Genomic DNA, 14,441 nt, shown 5'->3' on the forward strand with positions numbered 1-14,441 from the left:
CGGCGACTACCGTGTCCAACGTGCACCTTGACGCCGTCACCTTTAGCGAGCAGTGGGTACGGGCATGGAATTCCCACGACGTGGAGTCGGTTCTTGAGTACTTTCACGAGGACGTGGTGTTCAGTTCGCCGGTGGCAGCCAAGCTGCTGCCGGACACAGCGGGGATCGTCGTGGGCAAGGCGTCCCTGCGCCATTACTGGGCCAAAGCATTGCAGCGAATTCCCAATCTTCGGTTCGTCGTCGAGGACGTCTACCAGGGAATCGAGACCATCGCCATCGTGTACCGAAACCAAGAGAATACGCGGGTTTGCGAAATCTTACGGTTCGGCGAAGGTCTGGTGATCGAAGGGCACGGAACGTATCTCGTTGCCCCGTAAAGGCATCCAAGACAGCCTAGGCGAAGGACGCGGGCGAATGACGGATCTGTTGAACGTTGCGATCATCGGCGATTTCGATAGCTCGTATGCGCCTCACGTAGCCACCAATGAAGCGATTCGCCATTCCGCGGGTGCGCTCGGGTTGGATGTCTCGGTGGCCTGGGTGGCCACTGAATCACTGGAGACCGATCTGAGCTCGCTGACGACTGCGGACGCGCTGTGGTGCGCGCCCGGCAGCCCATATCGCAGCTTGCTCGGGGCGCTCGCCGCGCTGCGTTTCGGGCGAGAAAACGCCGTGCCTACTCTAGGTACGTGCGGCGGGTGCCAGCACATCATTTTGGAATACGCCCGCAACGTTCTGGGATTCAAGGACGCGCAGCATGCCGAGTACGATCCGTATAGTTCTCGGCTATTCATCTCGGCGTTGACTTGCTCTTTGGCAGGCCGCACCATGCCGGTCAACCTCGAACCGGAATCCATTGCCGCCCAGTGCTATGGCATGCGGAGGGTCAACGAAGAGTATTACTGCAACTTTGGACTCAATCCGGACTTCCGTCAGGTACTCGAGGAAGGCGGACTTCGTGTCACCGGACAGGACGACGATGCCGAAGCTCGCATCTTTGAACTACCCGGGCACCCGTTCTATATCGCCACGCTATTTGTGCCGCAGAATCGCTCGACGATCGACAGTCCGCACCCGCTCGTGACGAAACTTCTGTCTGCGGCCGCAACACGCTGACGTATGCCGCCCGCAGCGCCGAACGTGTACTCAGTGCGAGATTTGCACCGATTTTTCGCACTCGGTACACGTTCGGCGCAAGGCTAAAGCTCGACGGACTTCCCGGTGGCCGCTGCGTGGCCAGCGCGATAACCGAAAACCATTGCCGGGCCGATGGTTCCGCCGGCACCGCCATAGGCTCGGCCGGTCACACCGGCCATTGCGTTGCCCGCGGCAAACAGCCCGGTGATCGGCTCACCACTGACATGGAGCACGCGGCCGTCAGGATCGGTTCGCGGTCCGCCTTTGGTTCCCATCGAACCGATGCATACCGGTACCGCGTAATAGGGAGCGGTGTCGATCGGGCCGAGCGTCTTTCCGGCCAGAGTGGTAGCGCTGTCGTCGCCCCAGTAGCCGTCGTATGCGCTCGAGCCGCGGCCGAAGTCGGGATCCGCGCCCGCCGCGACCTGGCGGTTCCACTCCTGGACCGTTTGGGTGAGACCGTCGGCGTCAATGCCGGTCTTCGCGGCCAACTCGGTAAGGTCCGCCGACTCGCAGAACCAGTCCGGGACCGGTTGTCCGGGAGCCACACCCAGAAATCCGTAGCGTTGCAGGTGCGCGGAATCGAAAACGATCCAGCCGCGATCGTTGACGTACCCGCCGCGGGGATCGAGGTAGTGGAACGCGCCGGCCATCGAGTTGTAGTCGCATGCCTCGTTGACGAACCGGTGGCCGGCTGCGTTGACGATGATGCTCCTCGGCCGGGTCCGCTCCAGGCGTACGCTGCGGCTGCGCGGCTCGCCGTCGATGGTGTCGCCCGGGATCCGTACGATCGGCACCCACCACGCCTCGCCCATGTTGGCCAAGTCGGCGCCGTGCGCCATCGCCATGCGCAGCCCGTCGCCGGTGTTGTTCGGCGGCGAGACCGCCCCGTGCATCGGTCCACGCAAAAAGGCCTGCGCCAGAACGGGATCCCATTCGAATCCGCCAGTGCCCAGGATGACACCGCGTCGAGCGCGCACGTTCAGGCTTCCTCCGGGCACTGCCACCTGTACGCCGGTGACCTCCCCGCCCTCGGCGAGTAGTTGTTCGGCCCGCGCATTCACCCGCGGCGTCACCCCGACGTCGAGCAACCCTTTCAGCAGCCCCGCGATCAGCGCGGTCCCGGCGACACACAGATGGCTCGTGCGTTCGTCTATGGCTGCGTGCAACCGGGCTCGGGTCTCGGCATCGAAACCGACGTTGGACCAATCGGCGGGAAACGACGTGATCTGCGTGGCCCACTCGCCCAATTGGGCGAGATCGAAGGGAGCTGCGCTGAGCGACCGGCCTCCCGTGGGTTGTCCTCCCGGCAACTCCGGTTGGTAATCGGGGAAGCCGGTGGCGATTTCGAAGCGCAGACCGCTGTGCGCTTCGACGAATTCGAGCATGGCCGGGCCGGTTCGCACGAACGTCTCGACCAGGGCGTCGTCCATCGAGCCGTGGGACTGCGCGCGCAGGTATCGCAACGCATCGTCGACCGTCAATTCGCCATCGGGAGAACGGTTATGGGCCGGGATCCACACGATGCCACCCGACACGGCGGTGGTGCCGCCGACGGTCGGTGCCTTCTCGAAGACCGCAACGGACGCCCCGGCCGCGGCGGCCGACAGCGCGGCGGTGAGCCCGGCCCCGCCGCTGCCCAGCACGACGACGTCGACTTCGGAGTCCCAAGGCATGGACTGATATCCCTTCAGCTCAATAGGTCAGACAACTGCTTTGCGGCACGGATGACCGCATCCTTCCCGCGCATCACGACATCCTCTCGATGGGAGATGAGGTTGATACACGTTGGGGGAGAGGGGGCTTGGCGGCGGACCGGCACGGCCAGGCCGTATGTGTTCGGCTCGATCTCCGCATACGTCGTCACCCATCCGCGTTCGCGAGCGCGAGCGACCAGATCCCGCTCGCCCGGGCGCGGGGGCATGCTCGCGAGCAATGCGATCCCGGCGGCACCGCGCTCCAACGGATATCGGCTGCCTTCATGGAAGGACAGTTGGTAGGCGACGTGGCTCGGCACGATCACCGCGACGGCCACCTGCTGGTCGCCCTCGGCGACGAGCAACGACACCGTGGTCCCGAGTTCGTCGGCCAGCGCGCGCAGCGTGGGCAGACTTAGTTGGCGCACGTTGCGGTCGAACGACGCGCCCAGCACGGCAAGGCCGGCGGCGGGTCGGTAGCGCCCGTCCTCTCCCTTGGCGACCAACCGGAACTGAGCCAACGTCGACAGCAAGCGATACGCGATGGTCCGGTGCACTCCGACCTGGTCGGCGAGCTGCTGCACGGTGAGCCCAGCCGGCGAGGCCGCCACCATCTGCAGCGCGGTCAGGCCCCTGGCCAGGGTCTGCGAACCGGTCCCAGGACCCGTCACAGCCTTGACAGACCTTCATGCGAGAGCGAAGCTCTATATATAACGCACACTATTGTGCGATATTAGCACACCAGATAAGTAGAAATCGAGAACGAGATTTCCCCAGCTGCAGCCAGAGAGGAACCGTGGCGGAGTTCGAGAGCATATGGAGCGATCTCCAGGGCGTCGCCTTTTCGCAGGGTTACCTGGACGCCGGCGGAGTTCGAACCCGCTATCTGCGCGCCGGTGACCCGGGCAAGCCGGTGCTGGTCCTGCTCCACGGATCCGGCGGCCATGCCGAGGCCTACGTCCGCAATCTGGGAGCGCACGCCGAACACTTCTGGACCTGGTCGATCGACATGCTGGGGCACGGGTACACCGACAAGCCCGGCCACCCGCTGGAAGTCAACCACTACGTCGAGCACCTGATGGCCGTGCTGCGCACCATCGGCGTCGACCGCGCCTGCCTCAGCGGCGAGTCGCTGGGCGGCTGGGTGGCCGCCCGCGCCGCCGTCGACCATCCCGACGTGGTTGACCGGCTGGTCCTCAACACAGCAGGCGGCTCCCAGGCCGATCCGGTTGTGATGCAACGGATCATCACGTTGTCCATGGCCGCCGCCGAGGACCCGACGTGGGAGACGGTACAGGCCAGGATCAAATGGTTGATGGCCGACAAGTCCAAGGATTACGACGACCTCGTGGCAAGCCGCCAGCGGGTCTATCGGCAACCCGGATTCGTCGCCGCCATGCGCGACATTATGGCGTTGCAAGACCCCGAGATTCGGGCTCGGAACATCCTGGGCCCGGCCGAGTACGGGTCGATCACCGCGCCGACGCTGGTGCTGTGGACCAGTGACGACCCCACCGCCGACGTCACGGAAGGGCGCCGTATCGCGTCGATGATCCCGAACGCACGGTTCGAGGTAATGCCGGGGTGTGGCCACTGGCCGCAGTACGAGGACGCGAAGACCTTCAATCGCTTACATCTCGATTTCCTGCTGGGCCGCTGATGGATACCGACGGGCACCAGACACAATCCGCCGCTGTCGACGTTGTGGTCGTCGGCGCCGGCCCCGTCGGGCTGACGCTGGCCAATATCCTTGGCCTACAAGGTGTCAGCACGCTGGTGGTCGAGGAACGAGACACGCTCATCGACTACCCGCGCGGCGTGGGGCTGGACGACGAGTCCCTGCGGACCTTCCAATCGATCGGCCTGGTCGAGCGCGTCCTGCCGCATACCGTGCCCAACCAGATCCTGCGTTTCGTCGACGCCAAACGTCGTGTGCTCGCCGAAATGGCCCCGCCCGACGCGCGTTTCGGCTGGCCCAAGCGCAACGGGTTCGTGCAACCGCTCGTCGACGCCGAATTGCTCGCCGGACTGGACAGATTCGAACACGTCGAGGTGTGGTGGGGCCGCCCGATGACGTCGTGTGCCCAGGACGACGACGGGGTGATCGTCGAGCTCGGCGGCGACGGCGACGCGGCCAGTGCGCGTGCGCGTTACGTCGTCGGGTGCGACGGCGGCCGCAGCCAGACGCGACGGATGATGGACGTTTCCTTCGACGGGACGACGTCGTCGACGCGGTGGCTGGTGGTCGATGTCGCCAACGACCCGCTGGGCCACCCCAACAGCGAGGTCGGCGCCGACCCCGAACGCCCCTACGCCTCGATCTCGATCGCCCACGGAATTCGCCGCTTCGAGTTCATGATTCACGCCAACGAGACCGACGAGCAAGCGGAGGACCCGGCCTTCCTGACCCGGATGCTGGCACGCATGGTGCCCCAACCCGACCGGGTCGACGTGATCCGGCGCCGGGTCTACACCCACCATTCGCGGATCGCCGGCGCGTTTCGCAGCGGCCGGTTGTTGCTGGCCGGCGACGCCGCCCACCTGATGCCGGTGTGGCAGGGCCAGGGCTACAACAGCGGCATTCGGGACGCGGCCAATCTGGGCTGGAAGCTCGCCGCGGTGGTGAACGGGCAGGCCACCGACAAGTTGCTGGACACCTACGACATGGAGCGCCGCAAGCACGCACGGGCGATGATCGACCTGTCCACCATGGTCGGCCGCGTCATCTCGCCGACAAACCGCCGGGTGGCGACCGCGCGGGACCTCCTCGTGCGATCCGCGTCAATTGTGCCCTCGCTCAAGCGATATGTGCTGGAGATGCGATTCAAGCCGATGCCTCGCTACGAGCAGGGCGCCGTGGTGCATTCGGTGGGTCCCAACGCGCCAGCTCGCGCGGACTCGCCGGTCGGCACCCTGTTCATCCAGCCCCGGGTCGACACCCGCGTCCAGCAAGACGTCCTGTTGGACGATGTCCTCGGCGACTGGTTCGCGGTGCTGAGCTGGAACAACAACCCACGCAAGATTCTCGGCGATGAGGCCTTCGCGGCATGGAAAGCCCTGGGCGCGCGGTTCATCGCGCTGCGCCCCGCCACCCAGCTGCACTGGACCGGCCACGACGATCCCGATGTCATGGTCGTCGGCGACCGGAGTGGTGGTGTCAAATCCTGGTTCGACACGCACCCTGAATCGGTCGTGTTCCTGCGCCCCGATCGGTGTATCGCGGGTGCCTGCATCGCACAGCGCGCGCCCGAGCTGAGCGCCGCGCTCCTCGATGCCCTCACGCTCACCCCGGGAGGGGGTGATCACCGAAGTGCCTCTGGCTCTGTGCTGTATGTCCCACAGCCCGCTCCTGAATCTTCCAGGACCGTCGCGGGACCTGCTTGACGACATCGAAGGCGCGATCGCCGAGGCGCGCGCATTCGTCGAAGATTACAACCCGGAACTCGCGGTCATCTTCTCGCCGGATCACTACAACGGGTTCTTCTACAAAGTGATGCCGCCATTCTGTATAGGCATGAGTGCTAACGGGATTGGCGACTACGGCACCCACGCCGGCCCGCTCGACGTTCCCGAGGAGCTGGCCACCGAATGCGCGCAGGCCGTACTCGGCGCGGGTGTCGATGTCGCGGTGTCGGCCAATATGGACGTGGACCACGGCACCGTTCAGCCGCTGGAGAAGCTCTTCGGGAACGCCACCGCGTGCCCGGTAATCCCGGTCTTCGTCAACGCAATCGCGGTTCCGTTGGGGCCGTTGCAGCGCTGCCGCGCACTGGGCGCCGCCGTCGGACGCTACCTCGCCACCCTGGACAAGCGGGTGCTGGTGATCGGCTCCGGTGGACTCTCGCACAGCCCTCCGGTTCCGACGCTGGCGACCGCGTCTCCCGCTGTGCGCGAACGCATCGTGGACGGCCGGCCGATGACACCCGAGCAGCGGCAGGCTCGGCAAGCGGCGACGGCGGGCGCGGCCAAAAGCTTCGCCGCCGGCGAAAATGACCTGCAACCCCTCAACCCTGCGTGGGATCATCGCTTCCTTGAAATCGTCGACGCGGGACGGCTGGACGAACTCGATCAGTGGTCAAACTCGTTCGTAGTCCACGAAGGCGGCAGTTCGGCGCACGAAATCAGAACCTGGGTAGCGGCTTTCGCCGCACTGGAATCGGCGGGGCCGTACCGGACCGTGATGCGCTACTACAAGCCGGCCCCCGAACTGATCGCGGGGTTTGCCATCAGAACGGCGACACCGGCATGACTGCCGACGGTTTCGACCACGTGGTCGACGTGCTCATCGTCGGATCCGGCGGTGGCGGCATGGCGGCCGCCCTCACCGCGGACGCTTCCGGACTGGACACGCTAGTGGTGGAAAAGTCGTCCCATTTCGGCGGTTCCACCGCCCTCTCCGGTGGCGGCATCTGGGTGCCCGGGGCGCCCGCACAACGCAGGGAGGGCTACGTCCCGGACCCCGAAGGTGTCGTCGAATACCTGCGCAAGATCACCGATGGCCTGGTCAGCGAGGCGCGCATCCGGCAGTACGCCGAGTCGGCGCCGCAGATGCTCGACTTCCTCGAGCGGCTGTCGGGATGGTTGGAGTTCGTCTGGAAGCCCGGCTACGCGGATTACTATCCGGAATTTCCCGGCGGCTCCGAACTCGGTAGCACAATTAACGTGCCGCCCATCGACCTGCGCACATTGGGTCCCGACGAGGGGAAGCTGCTTCAGCCGCTCGCGCTCGCCCCCAAGGGAATCTGGTTGGGCCCCAAGGAGCTTCGAACCTTCTACCGGATCAGGCAGTCATGGGCGGGCAAGGGCGTCCTGTTGAAGCTGATCTGGCGCATGGTCAAAGCCAGAGCGCTCAACGAGCGGATGGCGGCGATCGGGCAGTCACTGGCGACACGGTTGTTTCTGGCGATGCGGGAGCGCGGCATCCCACTGTGGCTGGACTCGCCGATGGTTGAGTTGCTCACCGACGGCGACGGATCGGTGACCGGGGCAGTGCTGGAGCGCGACGGCGGTAAGCAGCGAATCGGCGCCCGCCGCGGCGTCATCCTGGCGTCCGGTGGATTCGATCACGATCTCGCCCGGCGCAAAGAGCAGCTGCCCGTCTTGGAGACTGCGGGGTCCCAGGATTGGAGCTTCGGCAACCCCGCCGCCATGGGCGACGGCATTCGGGCGGGCCAGCAGGTGGGCGCCGGAACCGACCTGCTCGACGAGGCGTGGTGGTTCCCGGCAATCCAATGGCCGGACGGCCGAATGCAATTCATGCTCAACGAACGGATGATGCCCGCGCAGTTCATCGTCAACGGCGACGGCAAGCGCTTCATCAACGAGGCGGCGCCCTATATGGACTTCGGCCACGCCATGATCGACGGCCAGAAATCCGGCGTCACGCACATCCCCTGCTGGCTCATCACCGACCATCGGTCTTGGAATCGCTATGTCATCGGCGGCCATTTGCCGATTCCCAAAATCCCTGGGGCGCCGGTGCCCACGGGACGTAAGGTTCCGTCGGCCTGGCTGGAATCCGGCGTCGTCAAAGCCGCCACGAGTTGGGCAGACATGGCGAACAAGATCGGCGTCCCGGCGCGCCAGCTGTCCGAAACCGCAACGCGTTTCAACGAACTCGCCCGCAGAGGACACGACGACGATTTCAACCGCGGGGACAGCGTCTATGACAACTACTACGGCGACCCGACGCTGCCCAACCCGAATCTGTATCCACTGGGCGATCCCCCGTACTACGCGTTTCGAATCGTGCTCGGCGACCTCGGGACGTCAGGGGGCCTGCGTACCGACGAATACGCCCGAGTACTACGGCCCGACGACACCGTCGTGCGGGGGCTGTACGCGGTGGGCAACACCGCCGCGCCGGTGATGGGCCGCAGCTACGCCGGAGCCGGGGCGACCATCGGCCCAGCGATGACCTTCGGCTTTGTCGCGGCCAAACACCTTGCCGCCCAGGCGGTCACGCGAACACTTAATTCTCATAGGAGGTAAACGATGAAAATCTCGCTGTTCTACGAGTTCGCCCTTCCCCGTCCGTGGGCACCCGACGACGAACATGTCTTGTTGCAGGACTGCCTGGAAGAGGTCGAGGCGGCCGACAAGGCGGGGTTCTCCACGGTCTGGCTGACCGAGCACCACTTCCTCGAGGAATACTGTCATTCCACCGCTCCGGAGATATTCCTGGCCGCGGCCAGCCAGCGGACCAAGAATATCCGGCTCGGGTTCGGCATCATGCACCTTCCGCCCGCGGTGAATCATCCCGCGAGGGTTGCCGAACGCATCGCCACCCTCGACCTACTGTGCAACGGACGCGTCGAGTTCGGCACCGGGGAATCGTCCTCGGTCGGTGAGCTCGGCGGATTCAACATCGACCCCGCCGACAAACGCGCGCAATGGGAAGAGGCCCTCGAGGTATCCATTCGCTGCATGATCGAGGAACCCTTCGCCGGATTCAACGGCGAGCACATCCAGATGCCTGCCCGCAACGTGATCCCCAAGCCGCTGCAAAAGCCCCATCCGCCGGTCTGGGTCGCCTGCACGCGGCCGGCCAGCGTGCAGATGGCCGCCCAAAAGGCCATCGGCGCCTTGAGTTTCGCCTACACCGGCCCCGGACCGCTCACCGAGCGGGTCAACGGCTACTACAAGGAATTCGAGGAGAACGGTGTGCCGGTCACACCACGGATCAACCCGAACATTCTCGCCATCGGCGGCGACCTGTCGATGATGGTCGCCAAGTCCGACGACGAGGCGCTCAAACGCCTCGGCCAGGGCGGCGGATTCTTCTCGTTCGGCATCATGCACTTCTACATGACCGGTGTGCACACGCCCGGGCGGACCGGGGTGTGGAAGCGCTACCTGGAAGAGGTCGAAAAGGACCCGACACTGGCCTACGGCCCCGGACGCGGCGCGATCGGTTCGCCGGCCACCGTGCGCGAGTTCCTGCGCGGCTACGAGGAAAGCGGCGTCGACGAGATCATCCTGCTGCTCAACCCGCGCAGCCACGAGGGGACCATGGAATCGATCGAGCTGATGGGCAAGGAGGTGCTGCCCGAGTTCATCGAGCGCGACGAGAAGGCGGTGGCCGACAAAGCCGTCCGGCTCGCACCCGTGATCGAGAAGGTCGAGGCGCGGCGACCGCCGTCGACCGCACCGCAATTCGACGAAAACTACTCCTTCGGTGGCCTGCCGACCGGGCGCGGCGGTAAGTTCACCGCCAGCGAGATCCCCGAAGCCATGGCGGAGATCAACGAGGGTCGCGTCCAGGCGGCGCAGCGCGCGAAGGAGCAGGGCAAGTGATTCCGAAGGGCCTCTGAGTTTAGGAAGAGTGTTGACACGATTCGACGAGCTCTGGCGTTATGACGGCCGCCGCGCGGTGGTGACCGGGTGCGCGTCGGGCATCGGCGAACACGTGGTGCGGCAACTCACCGAACTCGGAGCCGACGTCGTCGGCCTGGACAAGCGCCCGCCGCCCGTCGAGCTCAATGATTTTCATGAAGTCGACCTCGCCGACGCGGGATCAATCGACGATGCGGTAGCCAACATCAGCGGGCGGGTCGACGCGCTATTCAACGTCGCCGGTGTCTCCTCCGGGATCGGCGACCCGCCGCTGGTTGTCACGATCAACTTCCTCGGCTTGCGGCACGCCACCGAGGCACTGATTCCCAAGATGGTCGAGGGGTCGTCCATAGTGAGCGTGTCATCGCTGGCCGCTGCCGGATATCGCGAACACCTGCGAAACGTGGCACCGCTGCTGAACACCGCGACGATGCAAGAGGGCATCGACTGGTGCCACAGCCATCCCGAGGAGCTGACCGGCGGCGGGTACCAATTGTCCAAGGAAGCGATCATCCTCTACACCATGCGGAGCGCCACGCCGCTGGGCGCGCGGGGCATCCGCATCAATTGCACAGGACCCGGGGTGACCGAAACGCCCATTCTTGACCAGCTGCGCACGGCCTACGGGCAGGGCTATCTCGACGACATTCCCAAGCCGCTGGGGCGCGTCGCCGGTCCGGACGAGCAGGCCTCGGTTCTACTGTTTCTGAATAGCTGTGCAGCCAGCTATATCTCGGGTCAAGTCGTCTGGGTCGACGGTGGGAACGTCGGCGCGGCGATCGCCCGTGAACTCGAGGAAGGGCGGGCCCCGTGGCCAGCGTGACTGACTTTCGGCAGGTCGCTCGTGACGTCTCCAACTGGGGGCGATGGGGAAGCGACGACGAGCTCGGCACCCTGAACTTCATCACCGAGGAGAAAGTTGCTCAGGCGGCAAGCTTGGTCCGGCGTGGCAAGGTCTTTCCGCTCGGTGTGGACTTCGGCGCATCAGGACCGCAGGGCGCCTTCGAATTCCGCCACAACCCGGTGCATGTCATGACCATCGACGGTGGCGACGTGAACACCCTGGCCCGATACGGGCCCGCATGGGCGCGTAACCCGTTGGCGCAGCAGCTGAGTCAATACATGGCGGACAATCCGTTCCGCTTCAACGACGACTTGATCATCATGCCGCTCCAGGCCGCCAGCCAGTGGGATGCGTTGTCCCACGTCTACTACGACGACAAGCTCTACAACGGTTTCCCGGCGGGTTCGGTGACCAGCATGGGGGCCTATCACTGCGGCATCGACAAGGTCGACGGCAAGGGCATCACCTCGCGCGGTGTGCTGTTGGACGTGGTTCGCCATCGCGGCGCGCAGGTCTTCCTCGAACCCGGAAACCCGATCACTCCCGAAGAACTCGACGACGTGGTCCGCGCGCAGGGCGTGACGATCGGGCAGGGTGACATCGTGTTGATCCGAACCGGTTGGTGGACACGGTTTCTGGAGACCGGCAACAAGATGGAAGGCTACTCCGGGCTGGATTGGCGATGCGCATCGTGGCTGCATGATCATGAGGTCGCCGCGGTCGCCGCCGACAACCTGCAAGTCGAAGACCTGGTGTCCGGGGTGGACGGGGTTTTTTTGCCCCTGCATCTGCTGTGCCTGCGCGACATGGGGCTGATGTTTGGCGAGTACTGGGACCTTGGTGCCCTAGCAGACGACTGTGCGGCCGACGGCGTGTACGAATTTCAGCTGATCGCGCCACCGTTGAGAGTTGTTGGCGCCGTGGGCTCCCCGGTGAATCCGATCGCGATCAAGTGATGGAAGTTCGGCGTAAGTCCACGCTGGTCGACGGGCTGGTCACCAGCTACCTGGAGGCCGGCGAGGGCGATCCGGTGGTCCTGCTGCACGGCGGCGAGTTCGGTGCCAGCGCCGAGCTCGGCTGGGAACGCAACATCGCCGCCCTCGCCGCTCGAAATCGCGTCCTGGCGCTCGACCAGCTGGGATTCGGTCAGTCGGCGAAGGTCATCGATTTCGTCAACGGCCGTGGCATGCGGATTCGGCATGTGGCCCGCTTCTGCGAGACGCTTGGCATCGACTCGGCGCATTTCGTCGGCAATTCGATGGGAGCCATCAACCTGCTCACCGACGCGACCTCGGATGCACCGCTGCTGCCGATCCGCAGCTTGGTGATCATCTGCGGTGGGGGAGAAATCCAACAGAACCGGCACTTCGAGGCGCTCCAGCAATACGACGCCACCCTGCCCGCGATGCGGCGCATCGTCGAAGCGTTGTTCTACGACGCCTGCTACGCGGCCGACGACGACTACGTGCGGCGCCGCTACGAATCAAGCACTGTGCCCGGTGCATGGGAGGCCGTGGCCGCGGCCAGATTTCGGCGTCCGGATGCCGCACCACCGCCGACACCGCCAGCGGCGCGAGCCTACGAGCGCATCAACGTGCCGACCCTCGTCGTCGAGGGCGGAGACGACAAGTTGTTGCCAACGGGCTGGGCGGCCCAGATCGCCAAGCAGATCGACGGTGCCCGCTCGGTGGTGGTCGACGAGGCGGGTCACTGCCCGCAGATCGAGCAGGCGGCAACGGTCAACGAGCTGCTGCTGGACTTTCTGGCGAAAAGTCAGAAGACATAGTCCAGGCGGGTCTGCATGCCCGCCTCTTGGTGGTATGTGTTGTGGCAGTGCAGCACCCACAAGCCGGGGTTGTCGGCGATGAGGACCGCGAGGATCTTCTGCTTTGGCAAGACGATCACTGTGTCCTTGCGTGCGCCGGGGCTGCCGTCGGCCTTGATCAACTGGAATGTGTGGCCGTGTAGGTGAATTGGGTGATACATCATGGTGGGGTTGTCGAACGTGATGGTGGGCCGTTGGCCCTGCCGGACATGCAGCGGATTGGTGCTGCGGTAGGGTTGCCCGTTGATCGTCCAGTTGTATTGCATCATGTTGCCGCCCAGTACGACCGGGAGGTTCAGGCCGGCTTCGGGGCGACCGAGGTTGACCGGTGTGGTGGCGGTGAACATGTCGATGGTGCCCACGCGTTTGGTCAGTTCGGCCGGTTGAAAACCCGGGTCGGGTTGGCTGCCGGAGCCGGTGGCGAGCAGCGCCCGCGCCAAGGCACCCTTTCCTTCTGCGAGCGCCACCAGTGGGAAGACCCCGTCAGCCGCGGTCACGATGACGTCGTAGCGTTCGGCCATGCCGATGAGCAGGGCATCGACCTGTCTGGGCACGACGGGGTAACCATCGGTGTGGGTGACCGTCATCGAATGACCGGCCAGCGCGACGCGAAATGCGGTGTCGGAGCCGGTGTTGATGAAGCGGATCCTGATTCGCTGACCCGGCTTCGCGTTGAAAGTGGTGGGAGCCGCGGGGATTCGGCCATTGATGAGGTAGTACGGGTAGGTGATGTCGCCGGCGTCGCCGCCTAGCAGGTCGCTTTTGCTGGCACCGCCCCGTGGTGTCTCGGCCAACGAGCTCGACGGTGTGGTCGTCGTTGTTGTTGTCGCCGACGTCGTCGAGGTCGCCGAGGTCGTCGGGCTCGTCGTGGTCGTTGTCGTTGTCGTCGTCGACGTCGGCTCGGTTGTCATCGGCATGTTCGACATGGGGGGCTTATTCGGGCTGGTGAGTTCGTTGTACAGCTGCTGGGGACTCTTGCCGACGCCATCGGTCCAATCATCAAGGACGACAATCCATTCGGCGTCGTAGTTGCCCTCGGTCGGATCGTCGACGATCACCGGCAGATAGAGTCCCTTGTCGGCGTCCAGGCCGGTGTGTGGATGGGCCCAATACGTGCCTGAATTCGGGACGGAGAACCGGTAGGTAAAGTCCTGGCCCGCTGCGATGTTCGGGGTGGCGGGTGCAGCGCCGTCCATGTCGTTGCGCATCGCGATACCGTGCCAATGCACCGATGTGGGCCGGTCGAGGCGGTTTGAAACCGTGACGGCCAGCTCATCGCCAATGCTGGCCCGGATCAGCGGTCCGGGAATGGAATTGCCATAGGCGAACGTATGGACGATCGGCCCACCGAGATCGACCTGGGCCGGCTGTGGGGTTAGGGAGGCAGTCACGGTCCGCCCGCTGTGTGGGCGAGCGGCCTCGACCTCGGCTATGGCTGCGGTCATCTGTGCGGCGCTGCCGGTCACCTGAGATTTGGATTGGCTGCACGCCGCTAGCGTCAGTCCGCCGGCGATGCCGGCGACCATGAAGCCGCGCCTGGTGAACCGCGTCGTGTCGAAGGGGACCCCGCTCGTCGGCAGCTCGGGCATTGATCGCTCCTTGC

The 14,441-nt window shown here is 65.1% G+C and carries 13 protein-coding genes; 10 read left to right on the forward strand and 3 right to left on the reverse strand.

Features of this window, described 5'->3' with window-relative positions; all coding sequences use genetic code 11:
* Nucleotides 1–20 precede the first annotated feature (20 nt).
* Together ACQI5H_RS11410 and ACQI5H_RS11415 are read left to right on the forward strand one after the other, a co-directional pair.
* Nucleotides 21–377, forward strand: a complete 357-nt coding sequence (locus ACQI5H_RS11410; RefSeq protein WP_427079479.1) for a nuclear transport factor 2 family protein — start codon at nt 21–23, stop codon at nt 375–377.
* Between the two features lie 37 nt (nt 378–414).
* Complete coding sequence (locus ACQI5H_RS11415) at nt 415–1,116, forward strand: CTP synthase C-terminal region-related (seleno)protein (RefSeq protein WP_427079480.1); 702 nt, start codon at nt 415–417, stop codon at nt 1,114–1,116.
* 83 nt (nt 1,117–1,199) lie between these two features.
* Here ACQI5H_RS11415 and ACQI5H_RS11420 read toward each other — a convergent pair whose 3' ends face one another.
* Together ACQI5H_RS11420 and ACQI5H_RS11425 are read right to left on the reverse strand one after the other, a co-directional pair.
* Nucleotides 1,200–2,813 (reverse strand): FAD-dependent oxidoreductase, encoded by a 1,614-nt coding sequence (locus tag ACQI5H_RS11420; RefSeq protein WP_427079481.1) that lies wholly within the window; start codon nt 2,811–2,813, stop codon nt 1,200–1,202.
* A 14-nt stretch (nt 2,814–2,827) separates the two neighbouring features.
* Nucleotides 2,828–3,505, reverse strand: coding sequence for an IclR family transcriptional regulator (locus tag ACQI5H_RS11425; RefSeq protein WP_427079482.1), 678 nt, complete (start codon nt 3,503–3,505; stop codon nt 2,828–2,830).
* Nucleotides 3,506–3,630: 125 nt separating this feature from the next.
* Between ACQI5H_RS11425 and ACQI5H_RS11430 the strand changes: the two genes are divergently transcribed.
* Genes ACQI5H_RS11430 through ACQI5H_RS11465 form a run of 8 tightly spaced genes read left to right on the forward strand, consistent with a single transcriptional unit; the run spans nt 3,631 to nt 12,799 of the window.
* On the forward strand, nt 3,631–4,494 hold the full coding sequence (locus tag ACQI5H_RS11430) for an alpha/beta fold hydrolase (RefSeq protein WP_427079483.1): 864 nt from the start codon (nt 3,631–3,633) through the stop codon (nt 4,492–4,494).
* The gene (locus ACQI5H_RS11435; protein ID WP_427079484.1) at nt 4,494–6,218 is read left to right on the forward strand and encodes a bifunctional 3-(3-hydroxy-phenyl)propionate/3-hydroxycinnamic acid hydroxylase; all 1,725 of its coding nucleotides are present in this window, start codon (nt 4,494–4,496) and stop codon (nt 6,216–6,218) included. Before ACQI5H_RS11430 ends, ACQI5H_RS11435 begins: the two co-directional genes overlap by 1 nt.
* Nucleotides 6,166–7,083 (forward strand): 3-carboxyethylcatechol 2,3-dioxygenase, encoded by a 918-nt coding sequence (locus ACQI5H_RS11440; protein WP_427079485.1) that lies wholly within the window; start codon nt 6,166–6,168, stop codon nt 7,081–7,083. The genes ACQI5H_RS11435 and ACQI5H_RS11440 overlap by 53 nt, the downstream gene beginning before the upstream one ends.
* Nucleotides 7,080–8,825, forward strand: a complete 1,746-nt coding sequence (locus ACQI5H_RS11445; RefSeq protein WP_427079486.1) for an FAD-binding protein — start codon at nt 7,080–7,082, stop codon at nt 8,823–8,825. Before ACQI5H_RS11440 ends, ACQI5H_RS11445 begins: the two co-directional genes overlap by 4 nt.
* A 3-nt stretch (nt 8,826–8,828) precedes the next feature.
* A complete protein-coding gene (locus tag ACQI5H_RS11450; protein WP_427079487.1) occupies nt 8,829–10,130 on the forward strand; it encodes an LLM class flavin-dependent oxidoreductase in 1,302 nt (433 codons plus the stop codon).
* 31 nt (nt 10,131–10,161) lie between these two features.
* On the forward strand, nt 10,162–10,992 hold the full coding sequence (locus ACQI5H_RS11455; RefSeq protein ID WP_427079488.1) for a coniferyl-alcohol dehydrogenase: 831 nt from the start codon (nt 10,162–10,164) through the stop codon (nt 10,990–10,992).
* Nucleotides 10,980–11,969: a cyclase family protein gene (locus ACQI5H_RS11460; protein ID WP_427079489.1), complete on the forward strand. Its 990-nt coding sequence runs from the start codon at nt 10,980–10,982 to the stop codon at nt 11,967–11,969. Before ACQI5H_RS11455 ends, ACQI5H_RS11460 begins: the two co-directional genes overlap by 13 nt.
* Nucleotides 11,969–12,799, forward strand: a complete 831-nt coding sequence (locus ACQI5H_RS11465) for an alpha/beta fold hydrolase (protein WP_427079490.1) — start codon at nt 11,969–11,971, stop codon at nt 12,797–12,799. The genes ACQI5H_RS11460 and ACQI5H_RS11465 overlap by 1 nt, the downstream gene beginning before the upstream one ends.
* Here the strand turns inward: ACQI5H_RS11465 and ACQI5H_RS11470 are convergent.
* A complete protein-coding gene (locus ACQI5H_RS11470; RefSeq protein WP_427079491.1) occupies nt 12,787–14,427 on the reverse strand; it encodes a multicopper oxidase family protein in 1,641 nt (546 codons plus the stop codon). The two genes, ACQI5H_RS11465 and ACQI5H_RS11470, sit on opposite strands and share 13 nt — an antisense overlap.
* Between the last annotated feature and the right edge of the window lie 14 nt (nt 14,428–14,441).

It is taken from the genome of Mycobacterium heidelbergense (assembly GCF_050205645.1).
Taxonomy (GTDB): Bacteria; Actinomycetota; Actinomycetes; order Mycobacteriales; family Mycobacteriaceae; genus Mycobacterium; species Mycobacterium heidelbergense_A.